General features: G+C 68.5%; 34 protein-coding genes, 1 tRNA gene and 2 pseudogenes. 29 read left to right on the top strand and 8 right to left on the bottom strand.

What is annotated here, in order from left to right:
- Nucleotides 1-12 precede the first annotated feature (12 nt).
- A complete protein-coding gene (locus tag ACIGXM_RS03560) occupies nucleotides 13-675 on the top strand; it encodes a contact-dependent growth inhibition system immunity protein (protein ID WP_396556367.1) in 663 nt (220 codons plus the stop codon).
- 137 nt (nucleotides 676-812) lie between these two features.
- Here the strand turns inward: ACIGXM_RS03560 and ACIGXM_RS03565 are convergent.
- Nucleotides 813-989 (bottom strand): annotated as a pseudogene (locus ACIGXM_RS03565) (glycosyltransferase family 2 protein); the annotation flags it as partial.
- A gap of 30 nt (nucleotides 990-1,019) precedes the next feature.
- Here ACIGXM_RS03565 and ACIGXM_RS03570 point away from each other — a divergent pair.
- Nucleotides 1,020-1,229 carry a hypothetical protein gene (locus ACIGXM_RS03570; protein ID WP_396556369.1) on the top strand — a complete coding sequence of 70 codons (210 nt, stop codon included), beginning with the start codon at nucleotides 1,020-1,022 and terminating at the stop codon, nucleotides 1,227-1,229.
- A gap of 136 nt (nucleotides 1,230-1,365) precedes the next feature.
- Here the strand turns inward: ACIGXM_RS03570 and ACIGXM_RS03575 are convergent.
- The 4 genes from ACIGXM_RS03575 to ACIGXM_RS03590 form a co-directional block, all read right to left on the bottom strand.
- A tRNA-Ser gene (locus tag ACIGXM_RS03575) sits at nucleotides 1,366-1,452 on the bottom strand.
- Nucleotides 1,453-1,981: 529 nt separating this feature from the next.
- The gene (locus ACIGXM_RS03580; protein WP_396556371.1) at nucleotides 1,982-3,175 is read right to left on the bottom strand and encodes an ATP-dependent nuclease; all 1,194 of its coding nucleotides are present in this window, start codon (nucleotides 3,173-3,175) and stop codon (nucleotides 1,982-1,984) included.
- Nucleotides 3,176-3,468: 293 nt separating this feature from the next.
- The gene (locus ACIGXM_RS03585) at nucleotides 3,469-4,098 is read right to left on the bottom strand and encodes a hypothetical protein (RefSeq protein WP_396556373.1); all 630 of its coding nucleotides are present in this window, start codon (nucleotides 4,096-4,098) and stop codon (nucleotides 3,469-3,471) included.
- A gap of 265 nt (nucleotides 4,099-4,363) precedes the next feature.
- Nucleotides 4,364-5,119 carry a GntR family transcriptional regulator gene (locus tag ACIGXM_RS03590; protein ID WP_396556375.1) on the bottom strand — a complete coding sequence of 252 codons (756 nt, stop codon included), beginning with the start codon at nucleotides 5,117-5,119 and terminating at the stop codon, nucleotides 4,364-4,366.
- A 532-nt stretch (nucleotides 5,120-5,651) separates the two neighbouring features.
- Between ACIGXM_RS03590 and ACIGXM_RS03595 the strand changes: the two genes are divergently transcribed.
- From ACIGXM_RS03595 to ACIGXM_RS03605, 3 genes are read left to right on the top strand one after another with little or no spacing between them, the layout of a single operon-like run.
- Nucleotides 5,652-6,362, top strand: a complete 711-nt coding sequence (locus ACIGXM_RS03595) for a GntR family transcriptional regulator (protein ID WP_396556377.1) — start codon at nucleotides 5,652-5,654, stop codon at nucleotides 6,360-6,362.
- Nucleotides 6,359-6,796, top strand: a complete 438-nt coding sequence (locus tag ACIGXM_RS03600; protein WP_396556379.1) for an ATP-binding protein — start codon at nucleotides 6,359-6,361, stop codon at nucleotides 6,794-6,796. Before ACIGXM_RS03595 ends, ACIGXM_RS03600 begins: the two co-directional genes overlap by 4 nt.
- Nucleotides 6,793-7,122, top strand: a complete 330-nt coding sequence (locus ACIGXM_RS03605) for a hypothetical protein (RefSeq protein ID WP_396556381.1) — start codon at nucleotides 6,793-6,795, stop codon at nucleotides 7,120-7,122. Before ACIGXM_RS03600 ends, ACIGXM_RS03605 begins: the two co-directional genes overlap by 4 nt.
- Before the next feature lie 183 nt (nucleotides 7,123-7,305).
- On the opposite strand, the gene ACIGXM_RS03610 is transcribed toward ACIGXM_RS03605, so the two are convergent.
- Both ACIGXM_RS03610 and ACIGXM_RS03615 read right to left on the bottom strand, forming a co-directional pair.
- Nucleotides 7,306-8,064, bottom strand: a complete 759-nt coding sequence (locus tag ACIGXM_RS03610) for a glycosyltransferase family 2 protein (RefSeq protein ID WP_396556383.1) — start codon at nucleotides 8,062-8,064, stop codon at nucleotides 7,306-7,308.
- 5 nt (nucleotides 8,065-8,069) lie between these two features.
- On the bottom strand, nucleotides 8,070-8,858 hold the full coding sequence (locus ACIGXM_RS03615) for a GntR family transcriptional regulator (RefSeq protein ID WP_396556385.1): 789 nt from the start codon (nucleotides 8,856-8,858) through the stop codon (nucleotides 8,070-8,072).
- Between the two features lie 198 nt (nucleotides 8,859-9,056).
- Here ACIGXM_RS03615 and ACIGXM_RS03620 point away from each other — a divergent pair, with 198 nt between their 5' ends.
- From ACIGXM_RS03620 to ACIGXM_RS03660, 9 genes are all read left to right on the top strand, one after another.
- Nucleotides 9,057-9,431: a hypothetical protein gene (locus tag ACIGXM_RS03620; RefSeq protein WP_396556387.1), complete on the top strand. Its 375-nt coding sequence runs from the start codon at nucleotides 9,057-9,059 to the stop codon at nucleotides 9,429-9,431.
- A gap of 95 nt (nucleotides 9,432-9,526) precedes the next feature.
- Entirely contained in the window at nucleotides 9,527-11,680 is a 2,154-nt protein-coding gene (locus tag ACIGXM_RS03625; protein WP_396556389.1) for a cell division protein FtsK, read from the top strand.
- Between the two features lie 138 nt (nucleotides 11,681-11,818).
- Complete coding sequence (locus ACIGXM_RS03630) at nucleotides 11,819-12,070, top strand: hypothetical protein (RefSeq protein WP_396556391.1); 252 nt, start codon at nucleotides 11,819-11,821, stop codon at nucleotides 12,068-12,070.
- A gap of 28 nt (nucleotides 12,071-12,098) precedes the next feature.
- Nucleotides 12,099-12,281 (top strand): hypothetical protein, encoded by a 183-nt coding sequence (locus ACIGXM_RS03635; RefSeq protein ID WP_396556393.1) that lies wholly within the window; start codon nucleotides 12,099-12,101, stop codon nucleotides 12,279-12,281.
- Between the two features lie 22 nt (nucleotides 12,282-12,303).
- Nucleotides 12,304-12,966 carry a hypothetical protein gene (locus ACIGXM_RS03640; protein ID WP_396556395.1) on the top strand — a complete coding sequence of 221 codons (663 nt, stop codon included), beginning with the start codon at nucleotides 12,304-12,306 and terminating at the stop codon, nucleotides 12,964-12,966.
- Nucleotides 12,963-13,352 (top strand): hypothetical protein, encoded by a 390-nt coding sequence (locus tag ACIGXM_RS03645; protein ID WP_396556397.1) that lies wholly within the window; start codon nucleotides 12,963-12,965, stop codon nucleotides 13,350-13,352. Before ACIGXM_RS03640 ends, ACIGXM_RS03645 begins: the two co-directional genes overlap by 4 nt.
- 85 nt (nucleotides 13,353-13,437) lie before the next feature.
- Nucleotides 13,438-13,665 (top strand): helix-turn-helix transcriptional regulator, encoded by a 228-nt coding sequence (locus ACIGXM_RS03650; RefSeq protein WP_396556399.1) that lies wholly within the window; start codon nucleotides 13,438-13,440, stop codon nucleotides 13,663-13,665.
- Nucleotides 13,659-15,035, top strand: a complete 1,377-nt coding sequence (locus tag ACIGXM_RS03655) for a site-specific integrase (protein WP_396556401.1) — start codon at nucleotides 13,659-13,661, stop codon at nucleotides 15,033-15,035. The genes ACIGXM_RS03650 and ACIGXM_RS03655 overlap by 7 nt, the downstream gene beginning before the upstream one ends.
- A 411-nt stretch (nucleotides 15,036-15,446) precedes the next feature.
- The gene (locus ACIGXM_RS03660) at nucleotides 15,447-16,250 is read left to right on the top strand and encodes a GntR family transcriptional regulator (protein WP_396556403.1); all 804 of its coding nucleotides are present in this window, start codon (nucleotides 15,447-15,449) and stop codon (nucleotides 16,248-16,250) included.
- On the opposite strand, the gene ACIGXM_RS03665 is transcribed toward ACIGXM_RS03660, so the two are convergent.
- On the bottom strand, nucleotides 16,234-17,364 hold the full coding sequence (locus tag ACIGXM_RS03665) for an XRE family transcriptional regulator (protein ID WP_396556405.1): 1,131 nt from the start codon (nucleotides 17,362-17,364) through the stop codon (nucleotides 16,234-16,236). The genes ACIGXM_RS03660 and ACIGXM_RS03665 overlap by 17 nt on opposite strands.
- A 736-nt stretch (nucleotides 17,365-18,100) precedes the next feature.
- Between ACIGXM_RS03665 and ACIGXM_RS03670 the strand changes: the two genes are divergently transcribed.
- From ACIGXM_RS03670 to ACIGXM_RS03740, 15 genes and pseudogenes are all read left to right on the top strand, one after another.
- Nucleotides 18,101-18,388 carry a hypothetical protein gene (locus ACIGXM_RS03670; protein ID WP_396556407.1) on the top strand — a complete coding sequence of 96 codons (288 nt, stop codon included), beginning with the start codon at nucleotides 18,101-18,103 and terminating at the stop codon, nucleotides 18,386-18,388.
- The gene (locus ACIGXM_RS03675; protein ID WP_396556409.1) at nucleotides 18,385-18,612 is read left to right on the top strand and encodes a hypothetical protein; all 228 of its coding nucleotides are present in this window, start codon (nucleotides 18,385-18,387) and stop codon (nucleotides 18,610-18,612) included. Before ACIGXM_RS03670 ends, ACIGXM_RS03675 begins: the two co-directional genes overlap by 4 nt.
- 8 nt (nucleotides 18,613-18,620) lie before the next feature.
- A complete protein-coding gene (locus tag ACIGXM_RS03680; protein WP_396557364.1) occupies nucleotides 18,621-19,625 on the top strand; it encodes a DUF2637 domain-containing protein in 1,005 nt (334 codons plus the stop codon).
- On the top strand, nucleotides 19,622-19,963 hold the full coding sequence (locus ACIGXM_RS03685) for a hypothetical protein (protein ID WP_396556411.1): 342 nt from the start codon (nucleotides 19,622-19,624) through the stop codon (nucleotides 19,961-19,963). Before ACIGXM_RS03680 ends, ACIGXM_RS03685 begins: the two co-directional genes overlap by 4 nt.
- Nucleotides 19,960-20,316: pseudogene (locus tag ACIGXM_RS03690) on the top strand (RRQRL motif-containing zinc-binding protein); the annotation flags it as partial. The gene ACIGXM_RS03685 and the pseudogene ACIGXM_RS03690, both read left to right, overlap by 4 nt.
- Before the next feature lie 60 nt (nucleotides 20,317-20,376).
- Nucleotides 20,377-21,111 (top strand): NUDIX domain-containing protein, encoded by a 735-nt coding sequence (locus ACIGXM_RS03695; RefSeq protein ID WP_396557366.1) that lies wholly within the window; start codon nucleotides 20,377-20,379, stop codon nucleotides 21,109-21,111.
- A 21-nt stretch (nucleotides 21,112-21,132) separates the two neighbouring features.
- Complete coding sequence (locus ACIGXM_RS03700; RefSeq protein ID WP_396556413.1) at nucleotides 21,133-21,327, top strand: hypothetical protein; 195 nt, start codon at nucleotides 21,133-21,135, stop codon at nucleotides 21,325-21,327.
- A gap of 100 nt (nucleotides 21,328-21,427) precedes the next feature.
- Nucleotides 21,428-23,641, top strand: a complete 2,214-nt coding sequence (locus ACIGXM_RS03705; RefSeq protein ID WP_396556415.1) for an FtsK/SpoIIIE domain-containing protein — start codon at nucleotides 21,428-21,430, stop codon at nucleotides 23,639-23,641.
- 143 nt (nucleotides 23,642-23,784) lie between these two features.
- On the top strand, nucleotides 23,785-24,051 hold the full coding sequence (locus ACIGXM_RS03710) for a hypothetical protein (protein WP_396556417.1): 267 nt from the start codon (nucleotides 23,785-23,787) through the stop codon (nucleotides 24,049-24,051).
- Between the two features lie 28 nt (nucleotides 24,052-24,079).
- Nucleotides 24,080-24,265, top strand: a complete 186-nt coding sequence (locus tag ACIGXM_RS03715; protein WP_396556419.1) for a hypothetical protein — start codon at nucleotides 24,080-24,082, stop codon at nucleotides 24,263-24,265.
- Between the two features lie 20 nt (nucleotides 24,266-24,285).
- On the top strand, nucleotides 24,286-24,513 hold the full coding sequence (locus tag ACIGXM_RS03720) for a hypothetical protein (RefSeq protein ID WP_396556421.1): 228 nt from the start codon (nucleotides 24,286-24,288) through the stop codon (nucleotides 24,511-24,513).
- Nucleotides 24,510-24,788, top strand: coding sequence for a hypothetical protein (locus tag ACIGXM_RS03725; RefSeq protein ID WP_396556423.1), 279 nt, complete (start codon nucleotides 24,510-24,512; stop codon nucleotides 24,786-24,788). The genes ACIGXM_RS03720 and ACIGXM_RS03725 overlap by 4 nt, the downstream gene beginning before the upstream one ends.
- Nucleotides 24,789-24,804: 16 nt before the next feature.
- The gene (locus tag ACIGXM_RS03730) at nucleotides 24,805-25,464 is read left to right on the top strand and encodes a DNA cytosine methyltransferase (protein ID WP_396556425.1); all 660 of its coding nucleotides are present in this window, start codon (nucleotides 24,805-24,807) and stop codon (nucleotides 25,462-25,464) included.
- A gap of 28 nt (nucleotides 25,465-25,492) precedes the next feature.
- A complete protein-coding gene (locus ACIGXM_RS03735; RefSeq protein ID WP_396556427.1) occupies nucleotides 25,493-25,642 on the top strand; it encodes a hypothetical protein in 150 nt (49 codons plus the stop codon).
- Nucleotides 25,643-25,747: 105 nt separating this feature from the next.
- Nucleotides 25,748-26,389 carry a GGDEF domain-containing protein gene (locus tag ACIGXM_RS03740; protein WP_396556429.1) on the top strand — a complete coding sequence of 214 codons (642 nt, stop codon included), beginning with the start codon at nucleotides 25,748-25,750 and terminating at the stop codon, nucleotides 26,387-26,389.
- The last annotated feature ends 28 nt before the right edge of the window (nucleotides 26,390-26,417 follow it).

The following is a 26,417-nucleotide window of genomic DNA, read 5'->3' on the forward strand; positions in this document are numbered from 1 at the left end:
GCAGCGATCACGATGAAGCCGCGAGACGACTTTGATGAGGACTTCGGACTCAGTGGGCTCACCAAGTACGTCCGCTCGCCGTGGGTCACCCGAAGCGAGACTGCGGTCCTCGACCTTGTCGGCGATCTGGCAGAGCGGTACGGAAGGGTCTATGCCGAGGAGGTACTGAGGGACATCCAGCGGCTGCTGGCAGCACCACTGCCGGACGAGGTGCTCAACTCCCTGTGGCTCGCCGCGACGGGGGCGCACTTCGACCCGGCGGGCGAAGGGCTCGACATCCGCACCTGGCTGAGCCGGATCGCGGAGGTCTGCATCGGCCGAATCCGGCAAGACGACCCGACTTTCGTCTCCACCGTGCTGGTCCCGGCACCGGAAACGGGACTTCGGGAGGCCATCCTGGAGGAGATCCGGGGGGCCGCACCTGCCCTGACCGAAAAGGCTGTCACCAGCACCTACCCAGCGCCCCTCCCGGATGTGGTGCCGGCGCTCCGAGCAGTCACCGAGATCGACCCCGACCTCGGCTTTCGCCTCTTCCTACGGGCCATGAAGGTGTACTTCGTGCCCATCAGCGAAGCCCGGTGGGAACGGTTCAACAAGCTCGGCGAGAGGTTCGGTTACAACGAATTCGTCGTGGATGACGGGAACCTCAACATCTGGTCGGACCTCGTGGACTGACCGCCACAAGGAAGCACCGGACTGTCGGAGCTAGTGCCGCCCTGATTGCCCAGCGGGTATCCCCAGGCCGGGAGTCGATTTGAGCAGCCCCGCCGAGATGATCCTCGGTGGGGCTGCTGCTGTCTTCGGATCAGCGATCAGCTGTGCGCTGGGTAGTGCCAACCCATGTCGGCCAGTTGGCGGCCACGGCTCTCCACGACGGCCATCCGCGCGTCGCGCTCGGCGGGGTCGGTGTGGGCGGCCTGGCTGGTCACCTGGCCGGGCCACTTGCGGTAGTAGAGGCCGGTCTCCGCGCTGAACCAGCCGCGCTGAGCGAGGAACAGGCCGCCACGCCGTTGGCCGACGTGCCGTACTCGCTGCGGCACGCGGGCATCTCGCTGTGGCTGGTGTCCGGGGTCGACCCGACCGAGGTGGCCCGCCGGGCCGGACATAGCGTGGCGGTGCTCTACCGGTTCTACGCCAAGGTGCTGGACGGCAAGCGGGACCAGGCCAACGAGAAGATCGAGCGGGCGCTGAACGAGGCCCTGGACCACCCGGGCAGCCCCTCGGAGTAGCCCGGATCTGGCCCCCGCCTGGCCCCGGAACGCTGATCGAGACCGGCACACGGGGGCACACAGCGGCACAGGAATCGAAAAGGGCGGGTATCGGCACGTAGCCGATACCCGCCCTGATCTGGGCTTTCCCCACCAGCGGAGAGCGTGGGATTCGAACCCACGGTACGGGGTCACCGCACGACAGTTTTCAAGACTGAAAACTCAAGGGAACCTGCTGGCCTCCTAGCCGTACTAGGGCAGCGATACCAGCCAGCACACACCCGCCGGTCCACAGCTGGTCCATGGGCCACTCCTTGCACTAGCCCACACGTGCACCCGCCCTCTATGTCTTCGCTCCACTGTCCAGTGGGCCAGCGGACAAAACCGGTGGGGTCCAGGGGCGACAGCACGGCGTACCCCAGCAAGTGGCTGAACGAAACCAGAACCGAGATCGCGAAGGCCACCCAGTCCACATGCGAGAAGCCCTGTACCTGGGGCAGCTCCTAGTCATGCTGAGCAAGAAGGTCGTGGGAAGGCCCCCAGATCGATTCGACATCACCCGGGAAGGCATAAGCCCACGTCGTAACAAACGCGCGTTGAACAAGTTCCTCCGAGAGGAAATCCAGATCTTCTCCGATCTGGGCGAAAATATTATGCCGATCATGGTTAGTATACGCGCGCTGAGCAACCGATGACTTGACCCGCTCCTGCATGAAAGAATCGAGATGGAGCGAAATTGTCAGCTTTCCAAGGAGATTCGGAACCGAGTCAAATCATTCCAGGATTCTGTCAATGACATGCGCCTCAGGTGACTCCTCGCCCGGAATATAGATCAGATCATCCGTCAGCAGATCGACGGCCTCATCTAGGTCCGAATCGGAGAGCTCGATCTTTCGCGCCTCAAAGCCTGATTCGCTGCGCTTATCTCCATCAAGCAGGGAAATGGCATGAAAGCGACGCACTGGGCTGGAATTATGGAATCGGGTGTGGTCCCGAGCAGGGGAAGCGCCGCCGAGCTTATGGATTTCAATTCCCGACCGGTCCAAGCCATGCTTCTGGCAGTACGCTCGAAGTGTCACATCACCCACGATCTCACCGAAACGGTCTTCGGTGAATACAGCCAAACGAGCGTTGATTTGCCCAGTGAGAGCCCGAAGTGAGGTGACATCCAGCTTCCCTTGCTTGATCTCGCCACGGTAGGCCACCCATACGGCCTCATTAGGAAGCGATGCAAGTGCATCATTGGAGTGTGTCGTAAAGATTACTTGACACGACTTCCTCTTAGCCACCTTGAGAAGGTATTCGACAAGTCGTCGCGTCGCTACAGGATGCAGCCCGTTCTCAATCTCTTCAATCAGGATCAGGGCATTGTCCGAACTTGCCTCAATCTGGGACACGATCCTGATTACACTCGCCTCACCAGCTCCGAAGTGAAACTCAGAGTACCCATCAACCCCTCCAGTGGGCTGGGAGGCAAAAATGGAGAGATCTTCACCTCGGGCAGCATTAATTCGCAGGTAGCTGGCTGCATCCTTACCAAGGATCGATTCAACAGCCTCAATTACAGGCCCTGTCAACTCCTCTTCCGAAAATCCCTGGAAGCTGCTGCCAATAAACTTGGCAAGCTCCTTCCGCTCGCTGGCCGGAAGGGTTCTGCTGACCCCGAACGTGAGAACCTCACGCTCGACTGCATCACGATTCCACTTAGCCTTGAGATAGCTGGCCGTGCGGCTGATGTTCGGGCTACTCTGATCGCGCTTGTCGAGGATTTCGTATTCAATTCGCCAATTCTTCATCGCCTCGTCATACTTGCCGCTCTTGGCAAAGAACTGCCTTGGCGGGACGGTGCGATGAATAAGGGCCGCCGCGCCCAGGATTGTAGTCTTCCCGGATCCGTTTGGCCCTACTAGCGCCGTAACCGGAAAATCAAATGTTACTTCCTGATTCGTGAATCCCCTGAGTTTCACGATCCTAATGAGCCTAAGGTATTTATCGTAGGCCTTCTTATTCACCCGGGCCGCGAGAGCCGCAATGTCGCTCTTGCGAATCTCACTCTTTGATGGAACAACCATATTCTGCCATCCAGAGGGTTGACGAGAGCTACAGCCTAGGGGACGTACGCCAGCATGTCTCAGGTTTGGCAAGATTGGCCTAGTCCGTTGCAGTTGGCCATTTTCAGTGCACATGCCAGCCAGCGAACGTCGCTGCCGTAAGGAACAGATGCAAGCGCCTCCATGGCATTCTTGGCACGTTACAGAACTCACGAAGGCAGCTGTTCTCCCCCCGACAGAGCAGGACCGGTCTGCGACAGCCCAGCTTCGCCGGTCGCGACACTGCCGCTTTCGCTCCGAGGCGGGGGAAGCAGAAGGTCCCGCTCTGGGTGCTGTTCGCCGGTGACGTTGCCCTGGACTCCGAGGTCTTGGCGGGCGGCGTCGTGGAACTCGTTGATGGCACGGAAGACTGCGCGGTTGCGGGCGCGCCACTCGTCCAGGGTGCCGTGGATCTTGCCGGTGGCCTGCCAGTCGACTTCGACGGCTGCGACGTTCAGCTGATGGGCTGCCTCTACGACGTGGTCGCCGCCGAGCAGCATGATTCGTTCGAAGGCACGGCCGCGTTGCCAGCTGGCGTCAGACAGTTCGGTGAACAAGTCGTGATCGCTCTTGCTGCTCGCGTGGACGCCCTCGCGATGCTCGTAGAGCTGGACGGCATGGAATATGCCGGCCCTGATCTTGTCTATGTAGCCCTCATAGGCGTTGAGCTTCTTGTCATCCCACCGCGTCAGCAGCTCGTGGTGCTTGCGCATCCGCTCCATCGAGTGGTTGGTGAGATGCGTGGTGAGCGCGCCGACCAGGACGGCGCCGATCGTCACGAGCTGGTCGACAGCCGCCAACCGGTCCCTCCAAGACATGAAGTTCTCTTGATGTCTTGGAGTCTATGAGCTGGGAAGGGCTCGTGTCCCTCCCAACGGGATTGATGGCAGGTTGAGTTGGATCATGCCCGCCCGGTGGGCGCCTGGCCGAGGTGCTGAACATGGGCGGGGCGGTGGATGCGCCAAGCTGCGGTGCCCAGGGACTCAGCGACATGATGTGACGCTATGACAGCTGTGACACGCCCTGATGCTTCAGCTCAGTTGGTGACGTGAGGCGGCCCGCTGTTCAGGGGTGGATCGGTACCTCGTAGACCAGCTCGCAGAGCGCTGCCGGGATGATGATGTCGGCTGTCTCGACTGCGAGGCCATCATCGGTGAAGTACGTGCGTCGGATGTGAGTGACGAAGGAGCCGCGCTGAACACCGAGAAGCGCTGCTTCCTCGTCGCTCGCGCGGCGAGGCTCCGGCTGCTCGGTTAGGCGGCTGACCGTGATGCCGATCTCCGCCATGCGGTTCACCACGCCGCGGCCGGCGAGCGGGCCGCCCTCGGGGAGCACGACGAGTGTGCCGGCCGTGAGGGCGTAGGGCTCCCAACTGGTGGACAGCTGGACGGGCTTGTCGTCGGCGAAGTACTCGTACGCCGTGCGGACGCAGAGGTCGTCCTTGGCGATGCCGAGGCGGGCCGCGATGTCCGCTGGCGCTGGCACCTTGGCGTCGGTGCGGCTCTCCCAGGTCCCCCGTCGACCGAGACTTGCCATATCGGCTTGGAAGGGCGAGCCGTTGCGTTCCTCGCGCGCCTGGGACCGGACCAGCCGTACCCGCTCCCGCGGCGCGGCGACGAAAGTGCCTGAGCCTGCACGCCCTTCCAGGGCGCCTTGGAGGATCAGAAGCGCCTCTGCGCGGCGGACCACGTTGTCACCTACGCCGAACTCCCTTGCGAGAACAGCCTGAGAGGGCAGGCGGTCCCCCGGTGACCATTCGCCACTGTCGATGCGGCGCTGTAGGGCGTCTGCGATGCGCAGGTACGGGGGTTGCTCACGCATATGGACAATTTAGTGCGCTGGGCCTAACCTCGTTAACGAGCTTCGCTCTGAGTGGCCAAGTACCTACGGAGGGTGTCTTGTGTCCTCGTGTGATCAGGCACGTGTCGATCACATCGCTGCTGGCCTCATGGCTCTCGGGCTTGATCCGGAAGTAACGGATCACGGCAATCGCGTCTGCATGGCAATGGAGGTGTCGGGCTCGGCTACGGCCGAGTCGTGGGGAGTTCTCGTGGCACTGCTAGGGACGGCCGACCAGTTCGGGCTTGTCAGCAGTGCCAGTCGCGGCCTGATCGCATGGGCCGCCGTCTACATGGAAGCGCCCGCGACGGACGATGCAGTCGCCGTCGCGGGGCAGTGCCGTCAGCTAAATGGGAGCTGATCAGCATGTTCGACCCTATCCGCCTGGCCGCTGCGCTGGCTAGGCGTCATGTCGCCGTCTCTGCGGCCTGTCACGACCCGGCTCAGCCGTGCTGCCGCTCCGCCGACGACAAGCGGAAGCGGTGAGCGGGCCATGGCCGTTCGGTATACGCGCGTGGCAGATGATCTCCGGCGCCGTATCGGCTCCGGTGTACTCGCTGCCGGCAGCAAACTGCCCCCGGAGAGGGAACTCGCCGCCACCTACGAAGTCGGCTTACCGACCCTGCGTCGGGCACTGGACGAGCTGCAGTCCGAAGGGCTGATCGAGAAGGTCCACGGCAACGGGAATTTCGTCCGCCGGCCGGTCCAACCGATCACATACCCCGGCGGGCACTACACACAGGCCGCGCCACTGGCCTGCTCAGCTCCGCTGCGGATCGAGGTCAGCGTGAGCGAGGTGAAAGCACATGGCGAGCTGCAGTCGTTGCTGCAGGTTCGAGCCAGGACGCCGCTGGTTGAGCGCGTCTACCTCTCTGAGCAGGCGGGCCTGCCGTGCAGCCTGGCGCGCGTGTACGTTCCGCGTGCGCTGGATGCGCCCCTTCCGGAAGCCCCGTGGTCACCGTGGGGTGACGACGTCCAAGCTCATCTGCTTGCGCGCGGCATTCAGTGCGTGACGACTGCCGAGCGCGTCACCACGCGCTTCCCGACTGCCGAAGAAGCCGAGGTGCTTCGCATCGGTGCCCGGATGCCCGTCCTGGCTATTGAGCGCACATCGACCGACTCCGCCGGCCACGTGGTGCTGGGCGCGCTCCTCGTGCTCCCTGGTGATCGTTCGGCCATCCGCTTCGCCAGGGGAGTTCTCTCCGGTACGGAGGGTGGCCGATGACACAGCTCTTGGCGCAGAGCGCGGAGAACGCACATAGCAGGGCGGCTTGGCTGCCGCATCGCACGGCGTCGGTTCCGGCAGCCCGGGACCTGCTGCGCAACTTCCTCGCAGCCCAGCGGGGCGGTGAACGCTGGTTGCATGCCGGGCTATTGGTGCTGTCGGAGCTGGTGTGCAACGCCGTTCAGCATGCCCGTGTCCCGCGAGATCGGCTGATCCAGGTCCGGTTCGAACTCGCTTCAGGGTTTCTCCGGATCGAGGTGCACGACGCGAGCACTCAAGTGCCGCAAATCCAAGCGGCGTTGGGCGAGGACGAATCGGGTCGGGGCCTGTGCCTGGTGCAGGGGCTCGCCTCGGAGTGGGGATACGGCCCGCGCCTGGGCGTGGGAAAACTTGTCTGGGCCCTGGTGGCCCCGGAGGGCGGGATCCGGTCATGAGCGAAAACCAGGCACCGGCGGATGCGAGCGCAGCGATCGATATCCCCGTCGTCGTGGAGATCGAGGGCGTGACACCGCCGACCGTGTTCGGCCGACTGTCCGTCTCCATGGACGCGCTGTGGGCGTCCATGAGGCACCTGCCGCTGGACGACTTCACGATGCTTGCCTACCAGCTGTTCCTGACCGGCCCGCATGCGGTGGAGAACGTGATCAGGCTGCTGGACTCCGGGGCGCTGTCCCTGGGGTTCACTCTCGCCGGGGAGACGCGGCGGCTGAAGATCTCACGCGCCAACCCACCGGAAGACCGGGGTGGTCGCGCCCACTGACCGGCCACGAACCGTGGGGTGGTCGCCCACGGATCGCCATAGCGAGGAAGAGCAGTCACTCCGGCCCTTCATCGGCCGGAGACCGACCGGGCCACCTCGCGGGGCAGCCATCACCCACCAGATCAGTGAAAGCCCGGACGTCCCGCTCAGGGACGTCCGGGCTTCTCTATGCCCAACGCCAAGTCAGCTACCGGCCGGGTAGCGCCAGCCAGAGGCAGTCAGAGAGCGGGCTCGGCTCTCCACGACGGCCATGCGCGCGTCGCGCTCGGCGGGGTCGGTGTGGGCGGCCTGGCTGGTCACCTGGCCGGGCCACTTGCGGTAGTAGAGGCCGGTCTCCACGCTGAACCAACCGCGGCTGACGGCGCTCAGCGCAAGCAGGAGGCCGGTGTCCTCCGAGGCCGGCAGGGCCATCCAGCCGCCGAGGGCGAGCAGCAGCTCGCGGCGGACGCAGAGGGTTGCCGGGTGCACCTGGGCCCGGAAGTCGTGCGCCTTCCAGTGGTCGAGCACGGCTCCGCGCTCGATCGGCCCCTCCTCCGGGTCCTGGCCGAACCCGACGGTGGAGCCGTCGGGCAGGAGGTCCAGCACCCGTGACGTCGTCCAGCCGATCGTGGGGTCGGCGGAGAGTGCGGCGACGTCCCGCGCCAAAGCCCCTGGGGCGAGCATGTCGTCGGCGTCCAGCACCTTGACGTACTCGCCGTCGGCCCGCGCCAGCGCGATCGTCCGGGCCATCCCCGCTCCGCCGGCCCGGCCCTGCCGGAAGCTGATGCGGTCGTCCTCGGGCAGGTGGGTGACGACCTCGTGGCTCAGGCCGTCCTCCTGGACGACCCAGCGCCAGTCCCAGCCCTCCGGGAGTTCCTGCTCGCTGATGGACTTGTAGGCGTCGGCGAGATGCAGGGCGGCCGGCGGGTGGACGGCGGTCACGATGATGATGCGCCGCTCCACGGCCCTCACCACCTTTCCAGTCGGGTGGTGAAGGTCAGTTCCGTGCGGTCACCAGGCAGCGTGACATCGGCGATATCGACCACGCGGCCGTCGGTGTCGTAGGAGGTCTTGCGGAGGATCACGACGGCCGTCCCGGGCGGGAGGTCCAGTTCCTCCGACTCCTCGGCCGTCGGAGGTCGGGCCGTGACACTCTCCACGACGCGGTCCACCTCGATGCCGACGGTGTGGAGCTGGTTCATGGTGCCGCCGGGCCACGGCTCCTTCGTCTCGTCCAGCAGCTCGGGGTTGCCGGCGATGACGTCCCGGACGAGGTAGGAGCGGGTCAGGTTGAAGGGGGCCGGCTCCGCGCGGTAGCGGGTGCGGTACGTCCGCTCCAGCAGGGCCGTCCCCTCGGGGACGTCGAAGGCCGTCGCCATGCCCGCATCCGCAGCGGTCTCGCGGTACTTGGCGGAGAAGACCAGGTCATCCAGTTGGAGCCCGGTGTCGCGCTCGGTGGCGCCGGTCTGCGCGCGGTGTTCCAGGGGCTCGCGCGCCCGGTCCTTCTCCCACTGGTGGCGGTCGTTCGAACGCTGGACCAGCTTGCGGGGACGGCGCACGAAGTTGCCGCGGCCGTGCTGCTTCTCGATCAGCCCCTCGGCCTGGAGGAGTGCGAGGGCCTGACGGACGGTCGGGAGGCTCTTCCCGTACTGGTCGACGAGGGTCGTCTCGGCGGGCAGACGGTCTCCGGGCTTGAGCTCACCTGCGCGGATGAGCCTGCGGAGGTCGTCCGCGATCCGCTCGTACACCTTCGCCATGGGTGATCACCGTCCTGGTCGTCTGGCGATCCCCAGCATACGAGTCCTCAAGAGGACTTGACGAGTTGAGGAGACCCACGTCATAGTTCTCGGCAAGCAACTCCTAAAGAGGACTTGAGGAGCTGATCTCTTGAGGAGTTGCCGAGGTCGGGCGCGCCCGTTCCTGGCCTTTCGCCGTTGCTCCCGAGGGGGGACCCGATGCAGCTCGCGATCGATGACGTGGTCCGTGACCGCAGCGACATGACGCTCGGCACGGTAGCCGGCATCGCCAACCAGGCAGGCGACACGCTGGTGGTGGTTCAGCTCTCCGACGGGGAGCTGCGCCGCATCAGCCCCGTGGACCTGGACGTGGTCGGCCGGTGCTCCAGGCCGGCATCCGCCGCCCGGAACCTGGTGACCGTGGCCGTGATGCTCGTTGCCGTCCTCGCCGCGGTCGTCGGGTGCGGGGCGGAGATGGGGACGGGCGGGGGCTGGCTACTGGCCGTCCTGACAGGTCTGGGAGCCGCCTCGGCCGTCATGGGCGCGTTTCAGCTCTGCCTGCGGATGACGGCCCCGCGGCGCATCCGGGTCTGACCGCTGCTCGATCGACATCCGGGGCGCGCACCCGCCTGCCAGCATGGCGCGCCCCGGGTCACCTTCATCCCATCTGGTGCGAGGAAGGGACCTCAGTGAACCACGAGGAGGACGACGCAGCCCGCGAGTTGTTCGCGCGCCTCGAAGCAGAGATGAACACCGACCCCGATGGTCGGGATGTGGCCGACGCCGCCCCGGTGGACGACGCGTCGGTGTACGAGAACGGGCCCGTGGTGCCGGTGGACGGACCGACACCCGCCGGGCCGGGCCTATTGGAGCGGATCCGCGCGGAGAAGCGCCGCCCGGTGCTCCCGGTCTGGCTCCGGAGCCGGACCGAACTACGCGACGCGGTGAACTGGTTGGCCGGGCACTACGCCCACACGACCGCGTTCCACGCTGTGCGCTTACCGAGCTACCTCGGCACGTTGACGGCTCGTGCCCCCCGGGGTGCCGCTCGCGCCTTACGGGAGTTCCGGCGCTGGACGCGGGATCTCGAAGGGGAACCGGTCCGGGCCTACGCGGTCGCTCGGGAGGACGCCGAGCTGTACCTGAAGCTGTCCCGGCTCCGGGACCGACGGGTGGTGGCCCGGGGTTGGCTCACCGCGATGGCATCGGCGTTCGGGGCTCTGTTGCTTCCCGCGCTGGTGCTGAAGGCGCCGGGGTGGGCCCTGATCAGCTTGGCCACCGCCGGAGTTCTTGCCCTCGGAGTGGCCGGATCGCCGGCCGACCAGCCGCTGATCCCCGGCGCCGTGGTGGCAGCGCGGATCCAGCGGCTGACCTCGGAAATGGTCGAACGGGCCCTGTCGGTCTTGGCCGTCAGCGGCATCACGCAGTACCTCTCCAAGGGCGGCCGGATCGAGTTCACCGCCCCTATCACCCGCGACGGCCCTGGCTGGCGCGCCGACGTCCAGCTCCCGCCTGGGGTGACGGTCGGCGAGGTGATGGACAAGCGCGACAAGCTCGCCTCGGGCCTGCGCCGTCCGCTTGGGTGCGTCTGGCCAGAACCGAAGGCGGACGAGCATCCCGGCATGATGGCGCTCTGGGTCGGCGACCAGGACATGAACAAAACCCGGCAACCCGCCTGGCCGCTGCTGGAGTTCGGACGCGTCGACCTGTTCCGGCCGACCGCCTTCGCCACCGACCAGCGCGGACGCTGGGTCGACGTCACCCTGATGTACATCGCCGCAGTGATCGGCGCGATCCCCCGGATGGGCAAGACCTTCCTGCTGCGTCTGCTCCTGCTGATCGCAGCCCTGGACCCGCGCGCCGAGCTCCACACCTACGACCTCAAAGGCACGGGTGACCTCGACCCGGTTGGCGAGAAGGTCTCCCACCGCCACCGGGCCGGCGAGGACGACGAGGACATCCGGTACGCCCTGGAGGACATGCGGGAGGTCCGGAAGGAGCTGCGGCGCCGGGCGAAGGTGATCCGCTCGCTGCCTCGGGACATCTGCCCGGAGTCGAAGGTCACCAGCGAACTCGCCGACAAGAAGTCCCTGCGGCTGCACCCGATCGTCATCGGCGTGGACGAGTGCCAGAAGTGGTTCGAACACCCAACTTACGGGCGCGAGTTGGAAGAGATCTGCACCGACCTGGTCAAGCGCGGCCCGGCGACCGGCATCGTGATCCTCCTGGCCACGCAGCGCCCGGACGCCAAGTCGCTGCCGACCGGGATCAGCGCCAACGCCTCCGTCCGGCTGTGCCTGAAGGTCATGGGGCAGCTGGAGAACGACATGGTCCTCGGCACCAGCTCCTACAAGAACGGCATCCGCGCAACGACCTTCGCGTGGGCCGACAAGGGCATCGCCTACTTCGTCGGCGAGGGTGCCGACGCCCGGATCGTGCGAGCGGTGAACATCGACGCACCCACGGCCGAGACCATCGCCACCCGAGCCCGCGCAGTGCGGGAGAAGGCCGGGCTGCTCACCGGCTACGCCGCCGGAAAGGACACCGACGCGCAGCCGGGCCCGTCCTATGACCTGCTCGCCGACATCCTCGCGGTCGTCCCGGCTACCGAGGCGAAGGTGTGGTCGGAGACTGTGATCGTCCGGCTGGCGGAGCTTCGGCCGGAAGTCTACGGCGCCTGGGCTCCCGACCAGTTGAGCGCATCCGTGCGGCCGTACGGCATCAGCACCGGCCAGGTCTGGGGCACCGCCGAGAACGGCAAGGGCGCCAACCGGCGCGGCATCACCCGCGCCGACATCGTCACCGCCACCACCGAGCGTGACAAGAAACGCAGCACGAGCTAGCCACGAACCGGCGCTAGGTCTAGCGCCGACCCCCGCTAGACCTAGCACCCCCGCTAGCGCGGCAACTGCGCCCCTGCCAGGCAACTAACGCCTAGCATCCTTCCGCCACGGCAGCCCGAAAGCACCCAGGAGCCAACCGTGTTGAACGCCCTGCTGACCGCTAGCCCCGGCCTCCTCTTCGTCACCATCTGCTACGCGCTGCTCTGCGCCACCAGCCCGTTCGGCACCTGCCGCAAGTGCCGCGGACTCGGCTTCCAGCTCGCCCACGACCGCCGCGGACGACCCACACGCGGCAAGCACTGCCGCCGCTGCGACGGCATCGGCACACGGATCCGCGTCGGCCGCCACCTCTACCACCTCGCCCGCCGCATCGGCAGCGGCGCCCGCTGATCCCCGCCCTCGTGAAGGGAGTTCCACCATGCTCGTCACGATCTCCACCGCCGTGATCTTCTTCCTCGGCACCGTGATCCTGCTCTGGGCCCGCCGCCTAGGCCTGTTCGCCGCCCTCATCGTGTGGCTGTCCGGCTTCACCGCCGCGGCGACCGTGGTCGCCGGACCCATCCACGCCCTCATGGCCGCCGTCGTCGCGGCCTTCCACTGATCCGAGAACGGAGGGCTCCGCCATGACCACCAACGGTCCCATCTGGTTCCACAGCCTGACCGACAGCGTCTTCGCACTCGGCGCCGCCGCCCGCGAGTACCGGGCCGCCAACGAGGCAGCGCGGTCCGCCACCTGGCACATCGAACCGGCCCGCCTGCTCCCCGTCGACGGGGCACTCAACGTGCCGGGCAAGGGACGTTTCTCGCCCCACTACAACGCGCTCTTCCGGCTCGAAGAGCTCTACCGGGCCGTGGAGAACCGCACCCGCGACCTCTACGAGAACGCCGCCCTCGCCTACGCCCACGGCACCGCGTCCGTCCTTCAGGCCCTGATCAGGGGCGAGCAGCCCCGGTTCGTCGAACTGGCCCGCCACAACCACCAGTACGTCCTCTCCGACACCCCACTGCCCGACCTCACGCCCGCGCTCGGCCGCTGGCCCGGAGTCCGCCGGCTCGCCGAACTCCGCAACCAGCTCAACGAACGCCAACAGGCTCATCGCACGCTCAACAGCCCCGAGGAGCAGCGCCACTTGTGGGACCACGAGGTGGCCGAGCTCTACGACACCGCCGAGCTGGCCGCCGGCCTCGCCGACTGCGCCTACGCGTACGGCGAGCGCGCCGAAGGCGCCATGAACTTCCTGATCCTCACCGCCCGCGCCAACCAGACCTCCGAGGAGGACCAGTGACGGACTGCCGCGACTTCCCGCGCCCCGAAGCCGCCTACGCCGATGCCCCGAGCATCCCCGCCGAAATCAGCTGGGTCGCCGACCAAGCAGCCCGCCGCCCGTTCGGCCAGACGCTGGGCCGTGAGTTCCTGCTCCGCAAGGCCGCCGTCGTGGACCGGATCGCCCTCAAGGAAACCGCCATGTACGGCCTGGACGACATCGAGGGCACCCTCCAGGTCGCCTCCGAGGCCGCGCTCCAACTCATCGAGTACGACGAGAAGCACAGCACCGACCGCGGCCACACCGGCCCCGGATCGATCCGGTTCTCCGACCCGATCATCGGCTCCGGCTACCGCGCCTACGTCCGCCAGGAATACCTGGCATGGCGCCGCACCGAGCGCTCGTAGCTTTGCCCGGGGCAGCGGTCGACTGCGCAGAAGCCCGCTGCCCCGGCCTCCAATCCCCGTGCAGGAAACAGGAGGTGCTCCAAGCATGCACCACGCCAGAACCCGTCCGCCGAGCCGCCCCAGCCGGGACACCACAGACAAGCTGAAACTCCGCCAGGTGCTCACTGAATTGGGCATGTCCCGCTCCGCGTTCTACCGCATGCGGGCTCGCGGCAAGGCCCCGAGGTGCATCAAGCTCCCCAACGGCCAACTCCGAGTGCGCCGCACCGACCTCGACACCTGGCTGACGGACCACGAGGACCGGCCGTGCTGACACACGAGTTCGTGCCGTACGAGACCCGCCACCGGCCCGGGCGAGCGAAGCCCTTCCAGGTCCGGTGGCGGGTGGGTCGGCAGCAGCACTCCAAGAGCTACCTGCTCAAGGCGCAGGCCGACGGGCGGCGGGCGGAGTTGATGGCCGCCGCCCGTCGGCGCGAGCAGTTCGACGAGGAGACCGGGCTCCCGGTCTCCGAGTTGGAGGCGCTGCGGAAGGACGCGGAGCCGACCTGGTTCGACCATGCGAGGAAGTACGCCGAGATGAAATGGCGAGAGTCGTCGGCGAAGGAGCGCAGCGCACGGGCGGACGGTCTGGCCACCCTCACCCCCGCTCTGGTCACCGATCACCGCGGGACACCATCACCGAAGGTCCTGCGGCGGGCCTTGTCCTGCTGGGCGTTCAACTTCTCCGAGCACCTCCCCGAGCCGCCGGAGCCCATCGCCGAGGCCCTCGTATGGATCGGGCAGAAATCGCTTCCGATCTCGCAGTTGGAGGACTCCGACACCATTCGGAACGCCCTGAAGGCCATATCGCTGAAGCTGGACGGGGGCCGGGCGGCGGACAACACCATCCGGCGGAAGTACGCGACCTTCAGCAACGCGCTCAACTACGGCATCGAGCAGCGCTATTTCACCGCGAACCCGCTGAAATTTGTGGACTGGACACCGCCAGAGATCGACAGTGAGATCGATTGGCGCTACGTGCCCAACCCACGCCAGTGCCGCGACCTCATCGAGGCGGCACGTGGTCTCTCCGCTCGTGGGCGCCACCTCGCCACGTTCTACGGATGCATCAACTGGGCTGCCACCCGGCCAGCGGAGGCGATGAACCTGCGGCTGCCGGATTTCGAGCTGCCGGGTACCGGGTGGGGGCTGATCGTGGCTCCGGGCAGCTCTCCGCGTGTCGGCTCACGCTGGACCGACGACGGCAAGTCATACGAGGAACGCGGGCTCAAGCGGCGAGCCCGCGGCGCCACCCGGGACATTCCCATCCCGCCGGTGTTCGTACGGATGGTCCGCGAGCACGTGGAGGAGTTCGGGCTCGGCGAGGACGGCCACCTCTTCCGGGCCGCCGAGGGCGGCCTCCTCACCACGAAGGAATACGCCGCGGTCTGGAAGGAAGCCCGAAAGCTGGTGCTCCCGCCCCAGCAGGTGGAGACCCCGCTCGCCGACGTGCCGTACTCGCTGCGGGCCGCGTGCGTGTCGGGCTGGATCACGGCCGGGGTCCCACCGGCCGAAGTGGCCCGCCGGGCCGGGCACAGCGTGGCCGTGCTCTACAAGTTCTACGCGAAGGTGCTCGACGGCCGGCGGGAGCAGGACAACGCCCTGATCGAGCGGTTCCTCACGGCGGAGTACGGCCCGGAGTAGCCCGTGGTCCTGGTCCACGGCTGGTCCACACGGACTGGCCGAAGCCGGCACACGGGGGCACACAGCGGCACAGGAATCGAAAAGGGCGGGTATCGGCACGTAGCCGATACCCGCCCTGATCTGGGCTTTCCCCACCAGCGGAGAGCGTGGGATTCGAACCCACGGTACGGGGTCACCGCACGACAGTTTTCAAGGGCGTTAGGGGATTCCATCGTTGCGCGGCGGCTGACCTGCTCTCAAGCGCTTCGAGAAGTCTCGGAGCGAGTCAAGCGTTCCACAGATATTCCACAGCCCGGCTCCCCTACTGTCCCGGGGCTGGCTGTCAGACGCGCTGAGGAGGCTCCACAACCATTGAATCTGAACCTAGGCTGGTCGGGAGCAGTGCCCGAGAGCAGAGGAGCAGACGACAGCATGGGCGGTAAGACCGAACAGGTCGAGCAGAGGATCCGGAGCTTGATCAGCTCTGGCGAGCTGACCGCCGGCGACAAGCTCCCCTCCGAGAGAACGCTGGCGGCGGACCTTTCGGCCGGCCGGACGACGGTCCGGCTCGTGCTCTCGAAGCTCGCTGCCGAGGGACTGATCGTCGCCCAGCACGGGAGCGGCTACTACGTGAGCGCCGGTGCGCCCTCAGCACGCCAGGTCGTGAGCGAGCCACAGAGAGAGCTGGAGCCGTGGCGCATTCACGGTGAGCGGACGGTGTACGACAACCAGTGGGTCAAGCTCACCCTGGTGGACGTCGAGCCGCCCGGTGTCGAGCGATTCGAGCACCACGTCGTCCGGCTCCAGCACGTCGCCATCACGGCCGTGGTGGATGAGCAGGACCGGGTACTGATGCTCTGGCGCTACCGGTTCGTCCCTGGGCGGTTCGGCTGGGAGCTTCCCGGGGGCAACGTGGACGCCGGGGAGGATGCCGCCACAGCGGCGGCCCGCGAGGTCGAGGAAGAGACCGGCTGGCGCCCAGGGACCATCGAACACGTGGTGACGTACCAACCGATGGTCGGGATGGTCGACTCACCACACGAGATCTTCGTAGCGCGGGGGGCAACTCTCGTCGGTGAGCCGACGGACGCCGAAGAGGCTGGCCGAATCGAGTGGATCCCGCTCTCCGAAGTGCCGCGACTCATGGCGGATGACCAGCTACTGGGCTCCGGCACGCTGGTCGCATTGCTCCACCTGTTGGCGTCCAACCAGCACCGCGTCACAAGCCCTCGGTAAGGCGCTCGATCCGCCTCCTGTGTCGAACTGACCCCGTCCGGTTCGCCAGGAGGCGGGCCTGTTGCAGATGCTCCCTGGCTTGGCCGAACTCCCCCCGGACCAGGTGGGCCTGTGCCAGGTCACACCGGAGCCCCGCCGTCGCCCGCGTGAACGCCGGGTCCATCCCTTCGAGCGCCCGGTACAGCTCCGCTACTGCTTCATCCTCGCCGAGGATGGCCAGTGCGTTGCCGCGCCAACGAGCCAGGTGGTTGGCGTTGAGGAAGATGCTCAGCATGTCCGGGTCCCGCATCTCGTTCCCGGACGGGAGCGCGGCATCGGCCTGATCGAGCGCACGGCGGCAGTCCTCCGCCAGCCCGGCCTTCGCGCACAGCTCCGCCTCAGCGGCGAAGAGCCAGGCAGCGAGCCGCGGCGACACCTTCGAGCCACCGATGCGCTGAGCTTCACGCACCAGGTCAACCGCCATCTCCGCGCGGCCAGCGTCCGAGAGCACATAGGCCTGTTCTGCCATCGCATGCGCCAGGTACATGGGCGCCTCTGCCTCGGTGGCGGCCCTCTTGCCCAGCTCATAGTGCCGCCAAGCTCGCTCAACGGCACCGACGTCCAGGGCCTGCCAAGCAGCCAGGGTGGCCGCTCCAGCCAGCGCCGTCGCCACTGGGCGTCGCGCGTCCGGAAGCACCGCGAAGGTCAGAGCGTCCTCCAGCGAGTCGAGGTGTGCCCGCATCTGGTCCACCAGCCCGGCCGCACCCATTTGCCGGTCGAAACTGCGGAGCAGCTCAGTCTGAGCCAGGAACGAATCCACCATGCTCAGACTGAGGGTGCGGGCTGAGTCGATCCGGCCCAGCAGGTCGTCGTATCCGTCGGCGATCAGCGAGCTGGCGGGGGTAGGCGAGCCGAACAGCTCGTCGTCGGTCTTGCCCAGTAAAGCCCGAAGAATCGCCGCGTATGGACCGGAGACCGAGCGTCGGCCGTTCTCCCACTCGGAGACGTAGACCTTAAGGCTGGCCGGGGATGCCACGTCGACCAGGTGCTTCCGGGCGTACTCGCAGATCTCGCGTACCAGTCGATCCTGGGACCACCTGCGTTCGGTCCTGGCCTGCCGTAGACGACTCGTCATCTGCCCACCTCTGCTGGAGCGTTGGCGTTCTGACCAGCATGCATCAACTCTGCGCAGCTCACAGGGGGTTAACAAAACCGGGTTAACCCTTGCTGGCTACCAACGCGCTGGCGTGAGGCGTTCCATGGACTCAGGGCCAGAACTGACGGCCTGACAGCAGAAGCTTGACACTGGTGCGCACCAGTTGCAGACTACTGGTGCGCACCAGTTAGGAGCCGCCGATTGAGGCAGCTCCTATGGCCCAGCCACCGCCCGTCACGAGCGGTGATCAAGAACTCCGTGTCCATAGGCCTTCTTTGGGCTGCCCGGACATGCACCACAGCTGAGGCGGATGACGCTGCAAGTCCGCAAAGGCCAGAGGACAGGGGCTTCGGCCCTGACTGGCGAGGTGGCCCGGTGACCGCGATCAACGGCCGGAGGGTGGGGGCAAGTTACGCCCCCCATGCAGTGAGTTTTCCCGATTGCTCGACCTAGAGGAGGTCCTGATGTGCCTGACAGTCCGCGAGTCCCATAGATCGCCTCACCGAGCTACCGGCTGGTGAGGCTTCCCGCACTGGTCGCTTACCAGCGATCACGGTCCCCGGCGTGTGTGGCCCTTGGTGGGCGCCTCGTACGTCGTGGTCCGTGGCTACTCGTGACGAGACGAGTGGTCCGGCCCTGATACGAGGCCGCCGCGTTCCGGCCAAGGATCGCGCGGCGGCCTCTGCGGGCCCACCAACCCGTGAGAGGTAGACCCGTGAAGTTGATTGTTGCAGGACAGAGGGCCGGTTCGGCCTTCGAGTTCGCTGAGTTGGCGCTCGGCGTGGACGGGCGGGAGTTCGACGCCCTGTTCGCCGGGGTGTGGGGTGAGTCGCCGGAGGAGTGGGCGGCCCGGACAGACGTGGCGCGGGAGGTGCTGGCGGAGCTGTGGGAGACGGACCCGGAGTCCGCTGCGGTGGCCGCGGAGTTGCTGCGCTCGGCTCCGGTGCCGATCCGCCGCATGGCGGGTGGCCGGCGGTCCGGGCGGGCGGGGGTGGCCGCGTGAGCGCTGAAACCCGTGAACAGGCCGCGCAGGCCGCTGCCGCTGCCGAGGTGGCCCGGCAGGCGGCTGCCGCTGCCGCCGAGGCGGCGCGGCTGGCTCGTGAGCGAGCCGGATCGCTCGGCGTGGTCCCGGTTGCCGTGACCGGACAGGTGGTGCTCACCGCGCTCACGGCCTACGCGGCCGTGCTCATCGCCCGCTCATCGCGGTGGGGGCGGTGGCCATGCTGAGGGCACCGATTGATGCGGAGCAGGTGCGGTCGGCGGAGCGGGCACTGAGTGTGGGGACGTGGGCGATCACGTTCGGCGCGGTGCTGTACAGCGTGCTCACGGTGACCCCGTTGATGTCCGGACACACCCCTGCGGGGTGGCGGTGGACGGCGCCGATTCTGCCGCTGGTGGTGGATGCGGCGGTGGTGATCGTGGTCCGCATGGACAGCACGCTCGCCCGGCTCGGCGGTGACGGTGGCCGATGGCCGGCCGTGCTGCGCTGGATGACCGGCGTCATGACCGTGCTGCTCAACGTGGGTCTGTCCGCCCTGAAGGGCGATCTGGTGGGGGTGGCTGTCCACTCGGTGGCGCCGCTGCTGCTGATCGTCACGGCGGAAACATCCCTGGCCTACCGGCGGGCGATCGCCGCCGCACTGGCCGCTCGTGAAGCCGCTGAGCGGGCCGAGCGGGCCGAGCGCGAGCAGCGCGCCGAGGAACAGCGTCGGCGGGCCCGGGAGGAGCGCATGGCCGAGTGGGACGCGGCCGAGCGGAGGGAGCGTGAGCGCCGTGAGCACGAAGCCCAACTCGCCTGCGAGCAGCGTGAGCATGAGGCACGGATGCTGCGTGAGGAGCGGGAGGAGAGGGCCCGGCGGGAGAGTGCCGAGCGGGCCGAGCGTGAGCGCCGTGAGCGGGAGGTGAGCGAGCGTGAGCGCCGTGAGCGCGAGGAACACCGCGGCCGTGAGTGGCGTGAGCGGGAGGCTGCCGAGCAGGCCCGTCGGGAGTTGTTGGCGGGTGGTCCCGCGGCCGAGCGTCTGCCCGAGGACCGGGCCCGCGCGATCGCCCAGGCCGCTTTCGCTGCGGGTCTGGCGCAGCGCACGGCGGTGGAGCTGACCGGCTGGTCGGCCGGCTGGATCGCGGCCCGCTACCAGGAGTGCAAGGCCGAGCAGGGCCAGCGCGTGCCGCTGCACGTCGTCAACGACGCCGAGCAGTCCGAGAACGAGAAGACCACTGAGCCTGAGGAGAGGGCATCGTGACGACCGAGATCCGTACCGATTCCACGCAGTTGGACGCGGTGGGGGCGGCGATGGCGCTGCTGTCCGCGCACCCCGAACTCTCCGCCGGTTGCGTCTCCTTCCGGCTGCTGGCCGTGCCCGGCCGGCTTGAGCGGGTCTGGGGGATGTACGTGGCCGTGCACCGGTCGCTGAGCGAGTTCGAGCGCTGGCGTGAGGTGCTGGACATCAACCCGGCCACGATCGACGCCGACGAGTACGGCGGTACCGCCTGGCTGGAGGGTTCCGGAAGCTTCGCCGGTGTCCCGGCCGAACTGGTCGGCTACTACGACCTGCCGGACGACGAGCCCGACGAGCGGTGAGCCGGCCGCGGTTCTGGGACCCGGACGGGTCCCGGCACGGCGGCATCCCCACCTACCCGTGGCGCATGGCCCCCGGACACCTGCTGACCAGGCGTCAGCTTCGGGCGCGGGGCCTGCGTCCCGGCGGACAGGACGTCGCCGCACAGATCCTCTGGCGCTCCCGCAAGACCAAGACCGGCCCCCGGGCCGCGTACCTGTACCGGCTCGACCTGGCCAAGCCCGTCCGACCGATGACCCCAGCCAGACGTGCGGCCCTGGCCGCCGCGAACAGGGCCCGCCGCACCTGCCCCGCCTGCGGGCGGGACGCCGGGTACGTGCTCCCGGCCCACCTGGGCACCTGCCTGCCCTGCGCCGACGGCACCGTCGTGGCCGCCCCCTCTCCCTCCCGAACACGAGATCAGGAGCAATCCTTCATGAGCGAGAGCACTGAGCCCGTCCCCACCGAACGGCGCTGCTGGTCGGCGAGTTGGCCGAAGTACACGCCCGTGGACATCACCCCGCCGGAGCTGCGGCCCTCCGCGCTGGCCCACCACGTGCCCAACTGGGCCGAGGCGGCGCCCACACCGGCCGACGTACACGACTGGGAGCAGCGCCAGGCCACCGCGCTCGTGCCGTTCGAGCGCGACGAGCGGGGCTGGCCGCTGCACCCCCTCGGCCGTACCGGCCGCACCGGCCGCACCGGCCGCAACCTCGGCCGATGGGGGGAGAACGCGGCCGCCGACCCGATCGTGGTCGCGGGCACCGGCGAGCAGCGGCACGTGCTGCTGATCACCCGCAGCGACATCGGCGTGGAGGCCATCCCGGGCGGCATGGTCGACCCGGGCGAGACCGCCCCGGCCGCACTCGTGCGCGAGCTGCGCGAGGAGACCGGCGTCGACCTCACCGACCACCGCCCCACGATCCTGGGCCGCGGCATCGTGGACGACTGGCGCCAGTCCGACCACGCGTGGGTGGCGAGCACCTCCGCCCTGTACGTCCTGCCCGCCACGGTGCCCGCTGTCGGCAGCGATGACGCCCTGGACGCCACCTGGTACCCGGCGGGCTCGATGGCCGCCCTGGAGAGCGCCATCGCCGCCGCCGGGCGCACCCTGTACGCCGCCCACCGGCCCCTGATCGCCCGCGCCCTCGCCCACCTCGCCCAGCAGTAACCCGACCTCAGGAGAGCCACGATGACCGACACCCAGTACTACACCGCCGAAATCCACGTCCGTACCACCGCCGGTGACCTGGTCACCTACTACCCCATCCACGGTCCCGGCCCGGCCGGCATCCCCGCCACGGAGATCCGCGCCGCCGCCGAGGCCGCCGCCCTGGCCCAGGAGCCCGGCGGCAAGGTCGAGGGCTCCCGGGTCAGCCGCAACTGAACGACGGCGCCCGCTCCACCCCGGGACGGCCGTCCAAGGCCGCCAAGCATCGACCGGCCGCCCCGGGCTCTACCTGCACATTTCTGCGAGGAGAGTCTCAGTGAACCACGAAGAGCACGAACCGAACGAGGACCTGTTCGCCCGCTTGGAGGCGGACATGGCCGCCGACGTTCCCGCCGACGCCGAGCCGGACGGCCCGACCGGTGGGGCGGCGGTGGTGGACCTGGACAAGGCCCGGACCGAGCGCCGCCCGGACACCGCCCCCGCCCCGGGCGACGACCCCGACGGCGGCCCGTCCGTCTACGTGGATGCCCCGGCGCCGAAGGGCGATGTACTGGCGGACCGGTGGGTGACGATGCGCGCGGCCCGCCGCCGCCCGATCATCCCCGCCTGGGCCAAGTCGAAGGCCGAACTGGTCACTGGTGCCCGGTGGTTGGGGGAGCACGTCGCCCACACGATCGGCTACCACGCCGTTCGTTCCCCGCTGTACGGCGCCCGGCTGGCTGTCCGGGCGCCGCGTGGCACGGCTCGTCTGGCGGGCGGGGTGTGCCGGTGGGTGACGGACGCCGAGGGGCGTCCGGTGCGGGCCGCCGCCGTCCGCCGGGAAGACGTGGCGCAGTACCTGGTTCTGTCCCGTCGGCGGGATGCGCGGGTGCGGGCCCGGGGCGCGCTGCTGTTCCTCGCCTCCGCGTTGGGCATCGCGTTCGTGGCGGTGCTGCTGGTCGCCACCCCCGGATGGACCCAACTCGCCGTGCTCACCGCACTCGCCATGGCGCTGGGCACGGCCGGTGGGCAGGCGGATGCGCCGTTGATCGACCGCGCGGTGGTCGCGACGAAGGTGCAGCGCTTGACCTCGGACATTGTGGTGCGTGCGCTCGGTGCGATGGGTATCGCCGAGATCAACAAGGCGATGGCCAAGGGGGGAAGCGGGATCACGTTCCCCGCTCCGATCACCCGGGACGGCCCGGGGTGGCGCGCGGACATCGACCTGCCGTACGGGGTGACGGCGGTGGACATCATGGAACGCCGGGACCGCCTGGCCTCGGGTCTGCGCAGGCCGATGGGTTGTGTGTGGCCGGAGCCCGCACACAGCGAGCACGCCGGACGGCTGGTGCTGTGGGTCGGCGATCAGGACATGTCGCAGACCCCGCCGGTGTCCGGGCCGCTGGTCAAGGGCGGTCAGTTCTCGCTGTTCAAGCCCGTGCCGTTCGGCACCGACCAGCGCGGCCGGCCGGTGGACATCTCGCTGATGTACGACAACGTGCTGATCGGGGCCATGCCGGGCATGGGGAAGACCTTCAGCCTGCGCCCGCTGCTGTTGGCCGCTGCCCTGGACGTGACGGCCGAGCTGCTGGTGTGGGAGCTGAAGGGCACCGGCGACCTGTCCCCGCTGGAGAAGGTGACCGCGGACTACGGGTCCGGCCCGGACGACCGGACCATCAAGGCCGCGCTGGAGTCGATTCGCTACGTCCACAAGGAGCTTGAACGCCGCGCCAAGGTCATCAGCTCCCTGCCCAAGCACGAGTGCCCCGAGAACAAGGTCACCGCCGCCCTCGCCGTACGCCGCGAACTAGGGCTGCACCCGCTCGTGATGGGCATCGACGAGTGCCAGGAACTCTTCTCCCACGCCGAGTTCGGCAAGGAAGCCGGGGAGCTGTGCACGGCCATCATCAAGCGCGGCCGGGCGCTTGGGGTGATCCTGCTGCTGGCCACCCAGCGCCCGGACCGCGAGTCCCTGCCCACCGCGATCAGTGCCAACGTCGGCACCCGGTTCTGCCTGCGCGTCATGGGCCAGACCGAGAACGACATGATCCTTGGCACCAGCGCCTACAAGAACGGCCTGCGCGCGACCACGTTCACCAAGCCCGACAAGGGCATTGGCTATCTGGTCGGCGCGGGCGACGAACCGCAGGTGGTCCGCACCTACCTGCTCGACAACCCGGCCGCCGACCGGATCTGCGACCGTGCCCGCGCGGCCCGCATCGCGGCCGGCACCCTGAGTGGCACCGCCGCCGGTCAGGCCCCGGAGCGGGAGAACAGCATGAGCAGCATCCTGGACGACCTGATCTCGATCTGGCCCCCGGCCGAGGCCAAGGTGTGGTCCGAAACGCTGGTCGCTGCCCTCGCCGCACTCAATGAGGAGCGGTACAGCGGATGGGAAGCCGAACAGCTCTCCTCCGCGCTCAAGCCGTACGGCGTCGGCGTGGTCCAGGTCGGGCGCCGCGTGGACGGCAAGGTCGTCAACCGCCGCGGCTTCGAGCGCAAGGACATCCAGGAAGCAATCACCAAGCGTGACGACAAGCGGCCCGCCTGACCCATCCCGGGGCCGCTAGCGCTAGTGGCACACCCCGCTAACGTTAGCGGCCCTGCTAGCGGCCAGAACCCCACTTGATCAGGTGGCTAGCGGATAGCGCCTGACCTCGCAAAAGCCCACGGAACCGTGTCAGGAGCCCCCTCGTGACCCTCCCCACCCTCGCTTTCGCCTGCCCGCTCGTCGTCACGTTGGGTTACGGCCTGCTGTGTGCGATCAGCCCGTTCGGCCGCTGCCGCAAGTGCAGCGGCCTCGGCCACCAGCCCCGCACCGGCCGCCTGATCCGCCGCCCGAAGACCTGTCGGCGCTGCGACGGCACCGGGCTGCGCCTGCGGATCGGCCGCCGCCTCCACCACCACGGCAACCGCGCCACCGAAGGTGCCCGCCGTCTGCGCGACGACGCCACCCACTGAACTCCGCTCCCAGGAAGGAGCCCGTCCCGTGCCCGTCACCATCGCCCTGCCCCTCCTCTTCGGCGCGATCACCGCCGCCCTGCTCTGGTTCAACCGCGTCAGCGCCGGATCCGCCCTGCTCGTCTTCCTGTGCGGCTTCGAGACCGCCGGCACCGGCCTGGCCGGGCCCGTCAACCAGCTGCTGACCTCCCTCGTGCACACCCTCGGCCACTGACCCAGCAGGGAGCCGACACCATGACGACCAACCCACCCGCGCCACCCGGGATCCGGCCGCTCGCCGCGGTCCACCTACGCGAAGCCCTCACCGCCGCCGCCGACGGCCAACCCGCCGCCGCCCTGGCCGCCCTCATGCACATCGATGCCGAGTCCTGGCAGGCCATCGAACACCGGCTCGGCCTGCTCGGCACCGACCTGCTGGACGCTCTCTCCCTTGCCACCCGCACCGGAGGTAGGACCCCGTGAGCACCACGCCCGACCTGATCACTGCCGCTGTCCTGTTCGGCCCCGAAACGGTCATCGCTGGAGCCATCGCCTGGACCTGGCGCGGCAGCCGTTCCGACTCCGCCGCCGTCTGCCAGGTCCTGGCCGACTCCGCCGCCGAACGCGCCGCCACCCAGGCCACCGACGGCGGCGGTACCCCGCCCGGCGACCGCGAACCCGCCCCCGAACCGGCACCTGCCCCGGTCATGCGCCTGGCCACCGTCACCGACCTGACCACCCGCCGTCGTGCCGCCTGACCCCGGGAGGACCCGCGTGGAGACAACCGCACGCACGACCAGCCTCCTGCCTGCGCGGCCCTGGAACGGGTTGAGGGTTCTCGACCTGTTCTGCTGCGCGGGCGGCGCCGGCATGGGCTACCACCTGGCCGGATTCGACGTCACCGGCGTGGACATCCAGCCTCAGCCCAACTACCCCTTCACCTTCGTCCAAGGCGACGCGCTGAAGTACGCCCAAGAGCACGCCCACCGCTTCGACCTGGTCCACGCCTCCCCGCCCTGCCAGTACTACGCGCGGGTCACCAGGTGGCGCGGCAACGCCGACAGCCACCCCAACCTGATCGCACCCACCCGAACCCTTCTCTCCACCACCGGCCGCCCCTGGGTCATCGAGAACGTCCCCGGCGCCCCGCTGCGAGCCGACTTCCTGCTGTGCGGCTCCATGTTCGGCCTGCGCGTGCGCCGACACCGACTGTTCGAAACGTCCTGGCATGCCGCCCAGCTCACCGCCCCATGCGACCACCGCGCGCTTCTGCCCTTCGCCCACAAGGACGAACGGGCCTTCGCCGACGCCATGGGCTGCACCTGGATGACCAACAAGGAAGGCCGCCAGGCCATCCCGCCGGCCTACACCGACCTCATCGGCCGCCAGGCAACCGTCGAACTCCTCGCCCACACCACACCCGCCGCTGCCTGACCGCCTACCCAACACAGGAGGCAAGCCCGTGCCCTACTGCGACGACTGCGCCAGCGAATACTGCCTCGGCCACGAGTACTGCACCGAGTGCGGCGAAGACATGTGCAACGAGTGCGGCGGCTGCGACTGCCCCGACAGCCAGTGCCCCGGCTACATCGCCCACTACCAGGGCAACTGACCGCCCCACAGCACCCCGCATAGCCCGAAGCGACCAGGCTCCCGCGAAGAACCCTGGCCGCTCCGGTTCCCCCGCTCGCATCGACCGAGACGAGGAACCACCAGCATGCACCCGATCACCCTGCCCGCGCACCACCGCACCACCCTGCTCGCCGCCGCCCTGCCCATCGCCGGATGGGCCGCCCACACCACCGTCTACCGCCGTCGCCTGAACCGGGCCCGCCGCGACCCCCTGACCGGCCTGCACACCCGCGAGGGCTTCCTCACCCAGGCCGAGCAGATCGCCACCCGCCCGAACGCCGTGGTGGTGTTCATCGACCTGGACCACTTCAAGCAGGCCAACGACCAGCACGGTCACCGCGCCGGGGACGCCGTCCTGTTCGCCACCGCCCACACCTTGGAGCGCTGGACCGGCCGCGCTGGAGTGGTCGCCCGGATCGGCGGGGACGAGTTCGCCGCCATCCTCACCCTGCCCCCGGACCGGCTGGCCGAGCGCCTGGACGCCCTGACCAGCGCGCTCCACCAGCCACTCACCTGGGAGGGGCAGCGGATCCCGCGTGGCGCGTCCATCGGCGCCGTCCGGCTCGCCGACCTGCCTGAACCCACCGTGAGCGCCGCACTCGGCGCTGCGGACACGGCGATGTACGCGGCCAAGCGTGGCCTTTCCGGCTGGCAACTCCACACTCCCGCCACCGACCTGACCACCAGCCCGCGCCGGTGGCGCCGCAACCGGCCCGCCGCGCGCTGAGCCCCCGAGCACGTGCGGGAGCGGCCGG

It is taken from the genome of Kitasatospora sp. NPDC052896 (assembly GCF_044547075.1).
In the GTDB taxonomy this organism is placed as follows: Bacteria; Actinomycetota; Actinomycetes; order Streptomycetales; family Streptomycetaceae; genus Kitasatospora.